Source organism: Mycobacterium sp. NPDC003449, assembly GCF_053588415.1.
In genome coordinates this window covers 1-9,660 of the sequence record NZ_JBSFPX010000236.1, presented here as the reverse complement: position 1 = coordinate 9,660, position 9,660 = coordinate 1, and the positions used below count along the sequence as shown (strand labels likewise).

Here is a 9,660-nt window from a genome sequence, read left to right as displayed (position 1 = left end):
TCCCCCCCCTCTTTCCCTCTCCTCCCGCCTTTCTACCCCCCCTTGTCCCCCGCCCGCCGCCGCGTCGGTACCCCGGAACGCGCTTTCCCGGGTACCCGCGCGTCTGCTCGCCACAAGAAGTGAGCGACCGACCCGCGCTGCAGGGGCACAGCTAGCGGGCGGCCAACTCCCGCGCGGCCAGCTCAAGCACCTCGTCGGCGGTCGGCGGGCTTGGCGGATGGTGCGACAGGCACCACGGTGTCTGGATCTTGTGAAAGGCGTTGCCCTCCAAGGCCAGATAGAACTGTCCGGAACGCAGCCTGCTGATATCGGGCACCAGCCCGCCCTTCACCCTGGCCATCTCGCGGGCCACCGCGATCTGGGCGGGGGAGTTCAGCAGACCGTAGAACTGGGTGGCGGCGTTGCCCGGAATGTGGTTGTGCAGTCCGCGCGGGGCCTGCGTGGCGAACACCAGACCCAGCCCGTACTTGCGGGCCTGCGAGGACAGCGCCAGCGTGCTCTGCGTGCACGCGGTGGTGTGCCCGGACGGGGCGAAGTTCTGTGCCTCGTCCATGATCAGTAGCCCACCAAGGGGCCGGTCGCCTGCGGGGTGGCGTTTGATCCAGGCGAACAACGCCATCTGCAGCTGGTTGACGAAACCCTCGCGCTGCTGATCACTGGTCAGCCCGGCCATGCTGATCACCGAGACCCTGGCCCGGTAGCCGGGCGACGGGGTCAGCAGCACACCAGGATCGGCCGCGGTCCCGGCACCGCCGAACAGTGGGTCGTTGACGGTCGCGGCGCGCAGGTTCTGGCCGAGTTCGGCGGCGAGCTGGCGGGAGCCACCCAGTGCGCTGACATCGTCGGGCAGATCGCCGAGCAGATCGATCAGCCCGCCGAGGGTGACCGACCGGCCCGCGCCGTAGTAGCGCAGTGCCTCCCGCAGCACGGCGCGGGAACGGTTGGCCTTCGGGGTGTTTCCGGTGATCAGGGCGCGTGGCTCGAGCGCCGCGACCGCGGATTCGATGGCGTCGGAGAACTCGTCGGCGTCGTCGATCACACTGGCGAAATCGGGCAGCGGCTGAAAGGACAGCGGGCGCCCGGTCGAGCGCCGCGGGGTCCACACCACCACCTCGGCGTTCTCGAAGTACTCGTCGGCGCGCTCGTCGTCGGCCGGATTCCAGCCGGGCGGCGGGTCGGGCCACCGGCTGCCCAGCCGGGACAGGTCGTTGTTGGGGTCGAGCACGATCGAGGACACCCCGCGCAGGGCGCATTCCTCGACGAGCCGTCGGATCAACACGGTCTTGCCCGACCCCGACCCGGCGAAGATCGCGGTGTGCTTGCGCAGCGCCGCGAGATCGACCGAAACCGGCAGGCCCGCAGCGCCGTCCAGGCCCAGCGTGACCGCGTCCGGCGAGTGCTCGACCGGCCCGGCGGGCTGCTGCGCGGGTGCCGGCTCCGGCGCGAGTTCGACCTCGGGCATCGGTGGCGGTGGATCGCCGGCGACATCGCCGAGCGCGGCGCGCAGCACCGCGATCCCGTGGCCCGGCCTGCGCAGGCGCAGCCACTCGGGCAGGTCGGGGTGGTTGTCCTCGATGAGGTCGCGCAGCGCGGTCATGGTCCGCAGGTCGTCCTCGCTCATCGGCAGCACCTGCCCGCCCGCCGCCTCGAACCCGGCGATCATCGAGGCGGTCTTGGCGCCCCTCGGCCACGGGCCGTTGCGCAGCAGGAACAACCGGCGCCGGCCCGGGTTGAAGCCCGTTGCCTCCCACGCCTTGCGGATCCGGTTCTGGACTGCGACGGCGTTGCCGGAGGAGACCGCCCGAAACGCCCAGTGCCGCTCGTCGTCGGTGGCGGCATCCAGGCTCTGCCGCAGCCGGGCATGCAGCACCACACGTTGCCCCGGCGGCGGATCGGGCCGGAACGCCTGTTCGGCCTCGCCGAGTTCGGTGATCCACGCGTCGAGCGCCGCCGACAGCAGGCCCGGCATCGTGGTGTCCTCACCGTCGGGGTCGAGCGCGGCGACGGTCACCGCCCGCTGCCGGTACTCGGCGAAGTGCCGGTCGAGTTCGCCGGTGTCGGCGTGCTGGGTGTCGCCCTCGCGGGCCGCATGTTCCTCGGCCACCTCGCCGGTCAGCCGGGTCAGCTCCTCGATGGTGTCGCGTTCCAGGCATCGGCGGACGTGGGCATCGGCGCGTTTGAGCAGTTGGCGTGGCGTGTACTGGGTGGCCTCGTCGAATGCCGACGGCAGGATCGGCCAACTCGGGTAGGGCGCGGTGAACCCGATCGCGTTGTAGCTGGCGGTGAATCGGCGTTCCAGGATGGCCCGGCCGACGTCGGGTGTCGGCAGGCCCTGCAACAGCCCGGTGGTCCGGAACCGGTCGTTGACGGTGGCGGTGGCCCGGTCCTGGATCGCCTCCCACGCCGCGGGCAGGCATGCCACCACCGATACGGTGCGGCGCATGGTCTGGCGCACCGACATCAGCCCGTGCGCGACATGTTCGAGGTCGCGGTTGTCGGGCGCCGATGCCGCGCCCGAGGGGTCGGTGCGGTCCGCCGACTGTGCCAGCAGGGTGTCGATCTGGTCCAGGGCCAGCACGGCGGGTCCGGCCAGGGCGATCAGGCGGGACATATCGCGCACCGATTCCTGCGGGATGGCCGTGGGGCTGGGCAGGCCCCACCGTTCACGGTGCTCGCGGCCGTAGTCGTCGTTGCCGGTCCCGGCGAGAAACGCCTCGCCGATGTCCTGTAGCTCGAGTTCGGTGGCGCCCAGCAGCACCATCGCGCGCAGCGAGTGGTGGGTGCGCTTCACGGTTTGACGGCGCGCCTTGTGCAGGGCGTTGACGAAATCGTCGAGGACCTCCGGCGTCAGCTCGTCGTCGCCGATGATCGCCCTGCGGTTGGCCCGCGAGATGTGGGCCACCGAGGACAGTTCCCACAGCAGATCCTTGAGCTGGGTTTCGCGTTCGGATCCGGGGCGGCCCAGGCTCTCCAGGATGCCCGCCCTGGCCGACTGCCAGAAGCCGGTCGCATCGAGCAGCTCGACCAGGAAGAAGAAACCGCCTGCGGTCTGCACCTGTTCACGCACCTGGCCGAGCAGATGGGTTTTTCCCGATCCGGCGGGGCCGCGCACCACCACGCCCAGCGGGCTGGAGTCGGCTTCCCGTTCGGCGTCGCCGAACGCGGCCATCACGTCGGCCATCGGCCGGTCGTGCAGTCCGGGAACATGCAGGGCGCCTTGGGAATGCCACAGATCGTCGGCGGTGGGCGCCCAGGTGAGGCGCAGCGCGCTGAGCGCTTCGCGGTGTTGTAGATCCATCAGGACTCGATCGCGATTAGGTGCTTGTTCTGGTCGCCGATCCGGATGGCGGCGGTGCGGTCGGCGTCGGTGAGCACCTTCTGGTTCTCCTCGGGGATAAGACTGACGCCGGGCCGTTGGTAGAGGGCGATCAGCATGGTGTCCACAGTGTCACGGGCCAGGTCCGGTACCGCATCGCGAAGCCGCACCAGGCTGACCCAGCCGCCCGGTTTGCCCGCCAGCTCGGCGTAGGCGGTGCGCAGCCGTCCCTCCGCGTCCTCCTGGCCGGCGGGAGTGTCCTCGGGCGGCAGGAACACATCGGCGGGGGCCAGGTCGCTGCGGTCGAAGTAGCGGCCGAGCGATCTGAGCAGGGTGTAGAGCGCCCTGCCCTGCCCGGACGGCCGGGGCGGGGTGTCGGCGCCGAACAGGTTTCGGCACAGCGCCCACCCGGAGTCGGTCAGTTCGTGCACCAGCGGCCGTCCCTGGGTGGTCTCGATCAGCCCGAGCCGGTTGAGCCGCAGCCGCCCGGCCTTGTCCAGGCTCGGCCCGAGACGGCCGAGTTCGGCGTTGGGTACCGGTCGTGACTCGGCCATGAGTACCAGCAGAACCGCCTGCTCGGTGCCGGTCAGCTCGTCGGGGGCAACGTTCACCGAAGAATCACCTTCCTGCCGTTGCCGACTGTCGGCTCATTCTGGCGCATTCCGGCAGCTAACGCCGGACGCGGTGTCGAGGCTGTTTCGGCGGCTTGCTGCCGGCCGCCCCCTGCACGTTACAGCCCGTCCCAACGGGGACGACAATAACGTTGAACCGCACAGGTATTCGCGGCGTGTCCGGTTGCCGCCCGGCCGGCTACCCGGCGGGCAACGGCTGCGCCGGATCGGTGAGGCGGTCGGGATCGACCGGGGTCCGTGCCCGGATCAGGGCCTTGACCTGGTCGAGGGCATCCCAGACGTTGACGGTCATACCGGCCAGTACCCGGTCGTCGCCGTCGAGCCAGAAGGTGACGAATTCGCGGCCCGCGACGTCACCGCGGAACACCGCGCGCCGGTAGCCGGCCGGGTGACCGACGTACTCCATGCCGAGGTCGTACTGGTCGGTGAAGAAGTACGGCAGTTCGGCGTACTCGGCCGGTCTGCCCAGCATTCCGGCGGCCGCCACGGCCGGCTGTTTGAGGGCATTGGCCCAGTGCTCGGTGCGAATCCGGGCGCCGAACAGCGGGTGCTGGGCGGCGGCGATGTCGCCGACGGCGTAGATGTCGGGATCGCTGGTCCGCAGCGACGCGTCGACCAGCACGCCGCCGTCGCCGGTGGCCAGCCCGGCCCGTTCGGCCAGCGCGGTGTTGGGTGCGGCCCCGACCGCGACCAGGACGGCGTCGGTGGCCACGGTGGACCCGTCGGCCAGCCGCAGCCCGGTCGCGTTGCCCCCGCTGGTGGTGATCTCCTCGACGGACTGCTCGCACCGCAGGTCCACGCCGTGTTCGCGGTGCAGGTCGGCGAAGACCTCGGCGGCCTCCGGTCCCAGCGCGGCCAGCAGCGGCAGCCGTGCGGTCTCGACGACGGTCACCGAGATGCCGCGCTGACGTGCCGACGCCGCCACCTCGAGCCCGATCCATCCGGCGCCGACGACGGCCAGCGAGGAGCCGTCGGTCAGCGCACGGTCCAGCGCCGCGGCGTCGTCGATGGTGCGCAGATAGTGCACCCCGGCGGCGTCGGAGCCGGGGATGGGTGGGCGCCGCGACGCCGAGCCGGTGGCCAGCAGCAGCTTGTCGTAGCCGACCGTGCTGTCGTCGGGCAGCGTGACGGTGTGGCCGGCCGGGTCGAGTGCGGCCACCTCGGTGCCGAGGCGTAGGTCGATGTGGTGGTCGCGGTACCAGGCGGCCGGGTCGACGGTGAAATCCGGAAGGGATTTCTTGCCGGCCAGGAACTCCTTGGACAACGGCGGACGCTCGTAGGGCAGGTGGTCCTCGGCGCCGAACAGCACGACGCGACCGTCAAAGTCGTTGTCCCGCAGTGCTTGCGCAGCCTTGGCTCCGGCCAGGCCGCCGCCGATGATCGCGAAGGTGGACGATGCTGTCATACCTGCCCAGGCTACTCGCGGAACCGGGCCCGGCCGGGGTGTTCGGCCGTTCAGGGTACGTCGGTGTACTGCAGGGTGTAGGAGTCGGCGGAGAAGGTGAAACCTTTGCCGGACAGTTCACGCACGCACGACACCCCGGTCGCTTCCTGCACATTGCACCGAAACCCCGCTACCGCAAGCGCTTTGCCGAACGGTAGGGCCGGTGCGGAATCGACGGTGAACTGCGGCGCAGGCAGCACGGCGAACCCGGCCTCGTGGTCGCGGTCCACCGCGATCGCGTTGGGTGTGGTGTCGGTACCGTCGACGGGTATCTGCGGGGCACCGGTGATGCCGATGTCGGCCCCGCCCGCCGACTCGCAGCCGGCCCGGTCGCGCGGCAGGATCGCGCAATGCCAGCGTCCGCTCGGTGTGCTGAAGTAATAGCCGGTGCGCCCGTCCACCTGGGCGGCGTAGTCGGCGGCGCGGACCAGGTTGGCGGTGCCGAACTGCGGCACGGCCGTCGAGGTGGGTGCCGGGCCCGGCGGCGGTGCGTCGCCGGTGTTGATCACCGTTCCCGAGGCGCACCCGGTGAGCACCGCCGCCGCGCCGAGGACCGCACTCCGCCGTAACCCGCAAGCCTTCACGGCGCCTGACCCTAGCCAATCCGGCCGCCGTCGTGGTGGGAGCGTCGGGTTTCAGCCCGCCGCGCAGACGCCGCCGCCGATCAGCAGGACCGGCCACACCAGGGTCACCTGTCCGAACGCCACCAGGTCGGCACCCGCGGGTATCCGGGTGAGCAGCCCGGCTTCGACCTGCTGCACCTGGTCGGGGTGCAGGAACGTCCACACCAGGCCGATCACGATGTAGGGGATGGCCAGCCACATCATCGTTTCGATCAGCTGCTCGACGCTGACCTTGCGGCCCAGGATCGAGCGCAGGATCCGACGCATCAGATCAGCGGACGGCCGGAGCGGACCCGCCTGCGCACATCGGCCAGCAGCAGATGGCTGCCGCCCTGGCGGACGAAGATCGGCAGGAACCGGTTGCCGAACGCCACCAGCACGAAGAGCCACTCGAACAGCCGTTGCCTGCCCCGGCCCCAGCGCAGGCCGAGCGCGTCGCGGAAGACCGGTGCCAGAAAGCCCGTGGTGAGGAACTTCAGCAGCGGCCGGAACGGCAGGCCCAGCAGGGGGTTGATCATCTTCAGGTTCAGCAGGTCGCGCAGATAGTCAGCGACGACGTCGTCGACGGCCACCTCGCGGCATGCGGTCGTCCAGTACGCATCGAATTCGGCCCGGGTGGGCGGCCACTGGTCCTGGCTGACCTGCAGCGTGGTGCCCAGCGTCGACGCCGACGCGTAGAACTGTTCGGCCTGCTCGGCGGTCATCTCGCCGCGCAGCAACTGGTAGGTGTCCTCGAGGCCGACGAACAGGCAGGCCGCCACCCACATCTGCAGATCACGGTCAAAAGCGTTGTAGCGCACCGGGCTTTGCGGTCCGGACCTGACCTGGCGGTGCGCACCGTCGACCGCGGCGCGGAACGCGGCCCGGTCCTCGGGCCTGCCGAGGATCGCCACCGCCAGGTACTGGAACGTGGTGCGGGCCCGCTTCCACGGATGTTTGAGCAGGTTGCCGGTGTCCACCGGGCTCTCGACGACGCCGTGGCCGACCCCGGGGCGGGAGAGTTGCATGACGACGTTGGCGGCGCCCGCGGCGAAGGCCCAGAAATCCATCGCGTCGGCGACGGTTACCGGCCCGTCGTCCCAGCGTGCGGTCCGCCTGCCCACCGCGATCCTGGTGCTGCCCATGGTGTCCCCGACAGTCATCGTCAGCTCATGCAGACGTTGGTGAACAGCAGCACCGGCCAGGACACGATGGACCCGAGGAACGACACCACCGCGTCGGCGGCCGGCATGCCCTGCAGATGGGTCATGTGGGTGGACGACCAGATCATCCCGACGATCAGGTAGGGGACGCCGAGGATGAGCGCGGTGCCGATCCATTCGGCGACGGTCATCTGGAAACCGAGGATCTTGCGTATCGCGGTCAGCATCGAACCGATCACTCCTCATCAGGTGGACAGCCGCCTATGTTAATGGCCATTCTGCGAAAGGTTGGGCTGAACCGGCCAGATTCGTCGGGAGTCAGGCCCCGGGTGCCCGGGTCACCGCGGTGCGCAGGTCGCGGTCCAGCGATGTCCGTACCAGCGCCGCGGCCAGCCGGGCGGTGTCGCGCGGGGCGAGTGCGCCCAGGGCGCCGGGATCGCCGGGCAGCCCCAGTTCGCCCGCCGCGCGTAGGGCGCGGTCGTCGAAGTACGGCCGCACCCAGGTCCAGGTGTCCTGCACCTCGCGCAGGAAGATGCCGGCACCGGTGTCGCCGATTCCCTTGAACTGCTTCAGGAGTCGTTTCGCCGCCGCGATATCGTGCCCGGCGTCGGCCGCGAGCCCGCGCAGGTCGGCGCCGTAGCGGTCGGTGACCGTCTCGGCGATGTCGGTGAGCCGGGTTGCCGAACTCTCGTCGTAGCGGGCGTAGTGGGCGCGGCCGAACGCGCGGATCATCGTCGCGCGCTCGGCGGTGAGCACCGCGTGTGGGGTGCGCAGCCCGCAGTCGAACAGTTCCCGGCCGGCCCGGGTGGCGATCTCGGCGTCGATCGGCTTGCTCGCGAGCATGCACAGCACGAGCAGTTCGAACAGTGGCATGGGTTTGTCCGTCAACCGGATTCCGGCCTGCTCGGCGTAGGTGGTGCCGGCGGTCTTGAGCAACCGGCGAATCAGATCCCGCTGTGCGCTCGACATATCGGGGCGCGTACCCGCTGCGCCGGGTGTGAAACCCGGTTCACTTCGGTGGCAGACTCCTGGCGTAGTCGACGCCGCGGGTGACCCAGCCCCGCAGCTGCCGGGTGGTCTTCAACCCGTCCCGCGAGATCCGCAGCCAGCCCCGCATCTCGCGGCCGCCCATGACCATCGGCTCGACGTGGTCGCGGCGCAGCAGCCGGGCGGATTCCTCGACCGGAACCCGGACCATCAGGGCGCCCTCCTTGGTGGCCGCCACCGCCATATTGCCGTTGATCAGGAACGCCAGCCCGCCGAACATCCGCTTCTCGTCGGCGCCGGCCTCCGACGCGGTGAGTTCGCGGATGCGGTTGGCGAGATCCGGATCGAAGGGCATATCAGTCGGATTCCTGCGATTCCAGATCGGCCCGGAACGCGGCCTCGCGGGCCAGGTGGCCCGGCCTGCGGCGCAGCACCGCCCAGGCGACCCCGAGCACGATGAACCAGATCGGCGTCACCAGAAGCGCCTGCAGGGTGTCGGACTTCTGGGTGAACGCCCACACCAGGAAGACGAAGAAGGCCAGCACGACGTAGCACATCGCCACGCCGCCGGGCATTTTGAACGTCGACGCCTCGTGCAGCTGCGGCCTGCGCCTGCGGTACACCAGGTAGCTGCTCAGGATGATGGTCCAGACGAACATGAAGCACAGCGAGGAGATCGTCGTGACGATCGTGAAGGCCTCGATGATCGAATCGCCGACCGCCACCATCACCACGCCCGACAGCAGGAACACCCCGGACAGGAACAGCGCGTTGGCCGGTACCCGGCGCGAGGTGAGCCGGCCGAACAGGCCTGGTGCGTCGCCCTCCTGCGCGAGCCCGTACACCATTCGGGAGGTCGAGTAGATGCCGGAGTTGGCCGAGGACGCCGCCGAGGTCAGCACCACGAAGTTGACCACCGATGCCGCGATGCCGAGCCCGGCGAGGCTGAACATCGCCACGAACGGGCTGTGCTCGGGGCTGATCTCGCGCCACGGGGTGACCGAGATGATGATGGCGAGGGCGGCGACGTAGAACAGCATCACGCGGACCGGGATGGAGTTGATCGCCCGGGGCAGGTTGCGTTCGGGATCCTTGGCCTCGGCCGCGGTGGTGCCGACCAGTTCGATCCCGACGAATGCGAACGTCGCGATCTGGAAGCCCGCGACGAATCCCATCGGGCCGGTGGGGAAGAAGCCGCCGTCGTTCCACAGGTTGGCGAAGCTGGCCTCGGCGCCGGTCGGTGCCTTGAAATGGGTGAACACCATGACCAGTCCGACGACGATGAGCGCGACGATCGCGATGATCTTGATCAGGGCGAACCAGAACTCGGTCTCGCCGAATGCCCGCACGGTGGGCAGGTTCAGCGCGATCAGCACCGCGACGGTGGCCAGGGCCGGGATCCACAGTTGCAGATCCGGCCACCAGTAGGCGACGTAGCCCGAGATCGCCACCACATCGGCGACGCCGGTGACGATCCAGCAGAACCAGTAGGTCCAGCCGGTGAAGAAGCCGGCCC

The 9,660-nt window shown here is 69.9% G+C and carries 10 protein-coding genes; all 10 read right to left on the bottom strand.

Annotated features, from left to right (window positions below; genetic code table 11):
• Positions 1-151: 151 nt before the first annotated feature.
• Positions 152-3,298 carry a helicase HerA domain-containing protein gene (locus ACWDTP_RS34575; protein WP_450027734.1) on the bottom strand — a complete coding sequence of 1,049 codons (3,147 nt, stop codon included), beginning with the start codon at positions 3,296-3,298 and terminating at the stop codon, positions 152-154.
• Entirely contained in the window at positions 3,298-3,927 is a 630-nt protein-coding gene (locus ACWDTP_RS34570) for a hypothetical protein (protein WP_450027733.1), read from the bottom strand. Before ACWDTP_RS34570 ends, ACWDTP_RS34575 begins: the two co-directional genes overlap by 1 nt.
• Positions 3,928-4,126: 199 nt before the next feature.
• The gene (locus ACWDTP_RS34565) at positions 4,127-5,353 is read right to left on the bottom strand and encodes an NAD(P)/FAD-dependent oxidoreductase (RefSeq protein ID WP_450027732.1); all 1,227 of its coding nucleotides are present in this window, start codon (positions 5,351-5,353) and stop codon (positions 4,127-4,129) included.
• Positions 5,354-5,403: 50 nt separating this feature from the next.
• Positions 5,404-5,976, bottom strand: coding sequence for a hypothetical protein (locus tag ACWDTP_RS34560; protein ID WP_450027731.1), 573 nt, complete (start codon positions 5,974-5,976; stop codon positions 5,404-5,406).
• Positions 5,977-6,027: 51 nt separating this feature from the next.
• On the bottom strand, positions 6,028-6,282 hold the full coding sequence (locus tag ACWDTP_RS34555; protein ID WP_450027730.1) for a hypothetical protein: 255 nt from the start codon (positions 6,280-6,282) through the stop codon (positions 6,028-6,030).
• A complete protein-coding gene (locus ACWDTP_RS34550) occupies positions 6,282-7,157 on the bottom strand; it encodes an oxygenase MpaB family protein (protein ID WP_450027729.1) in 876 nt (291 codons plus the stop codon). Before ACWDTP_RS34550 ends, ACWDTP_RS34555 begins: the two co-directional genes overlap by 1 nt.
• A 2-nt stretch (positions 7,158-7,159) precedes the next feature.
• A complete protein-coding gene (locus tag ACWDTP_RS34545; RefSeq protein WP_450027728.1) occupies positions 7,160-7,384 on the bottom strand; it encodes a hypothetical protein in 225 nt (74 codons plus the stop codon).
• 91 nt (positions 7,385-7,475) lie between these two features.
• A complete protein-coding gene (locus ACWDTP_RS34540; protein WP_450027727.1) occupies positions 7,476-8,126 on the bottom strand; it encodes an endonuclease in 651 nt (216 codons plus the stop codon).
• Between the two features lie 40 nt (positions 8,127-8,166).
• The gene (locus tag ACWDTP_RS34535) at positions 8,167-8,499 is read right to left on the bottom strand and encodes a TfoX/Sxy family protein (RefSeq protein ID WP_450027726.1); all 333 of its coding nucleotides are present in this window, start codon (positions 8,497-8,499) and stop codon (positions 8,167-8,169) included.
• A 1-nt stretch (position 8,500) separates the two neighbouring features.
• The coding region (locus ACWDTP_RS34530; RefSeq protein WP_450027725.1) for an amino acid permease at positions 8,501-9,660 on the bottom strand (1,160 nt) is incomplete at its 5' end.